General features: G+C 75.9%; 1 protein-coding gene and 1 pseudogene. One reads left to right on the top strand and one right to left on the bottom strand.

From position 1 onward, the window contains the following. Window positions 1–388 (bottom strand): annotated as a pseudogene (locus tag LPA54_RS33875) (hypothetical protein); the annotation flags it as partial. A gap of 187 nt (window positions 389–575) precedes the next feature. On the opposite strand from LPA54_RS33875, the gene LPA54_RS33870 reads away from it, so the two are divergent. Further along, the coding region (locus tag LPA54_RS33870; RefSeq protein WP_228984527.1) for a CoA-binding protein at window positions 576–739 on the top strand (164 nt) is incomplete at its 3' end.

Genomic DNA, 739 nt, shown 5'->3' with positions numbered 1-739 from the left:
GGTCGGCCGCGTCCGGCGCACCGGGGGCCGACCAGGTCACGGGCGCGACCGCGACCCGTACACCGTCGGGTTCGGCGCCGCCCTCGTCCACGACGTGCAGCACCTGGGCCTCGCCCAGTCCGGCGGCGCCCTCGCCGTCCTCGAAGGGGCGGATCCCGAGCGCGTCGGCCGCCGCGCGCAGCTCCTCGTGCTGCCGCTCGGCGGCGAGCAGCGCCCACACCGGGGTGCCGCCGAGCTCCAGGGCGCGCACGAGCAGGTCGGCGGCCAGCAGCACGCGCAGGCCGGTGAGGTCGAGCCCCCGTGGGTGGGCCTCGACACGGGTCAGGCCCCGGCGGGAGGGGGCGGCGTCCACGAGTTCGCCGGTTCGGGCGTCGGTGATGCGCAGCACGAGGCGAGCGTAGGCGCGCGAGCGGGCGCACGCAGGTATCTCGCACGCTTTTCGCGCCGTCGCTTGCGCGGCGCCGCCCGTCGTGGCAGGCGCACGGCGCCGGGAATCACCGTGGCGCGCGCCTGGTTGTCGCAGGCGCCGGCTCATGTTCAGATCCGGTCCGTTCCAGACCCACAGGAGGCCGACGGTGTACGGCGACGACGCAACGGTCCGCAAGATCCTCACCCGGTCCGGTGACACCTGGGCCGTGGTCGGCCTGTCCTCCAACCGGCAGCGCGCCGCGTACGGGGTCGCGCAGGTGCTCCAGCGGTTCGGCAAGCGCGTGGTGCCGGTGCACCCCAAGGCGGAGAC

The organism is Streptomyces sp. DH12 (genome assembly GCF_020873895.1).
In the GTDB taxonomy this organism is placed as follows: Bacteria; Actinomycetota; Actinomycetes; order Streptomycetales; family Streptomycetaceae; genus Streptomyces.
Note: the sequence above shows the minus strand (reverse complement) of the source record. Positions and strands in the feature narration are given on the sequence as shown.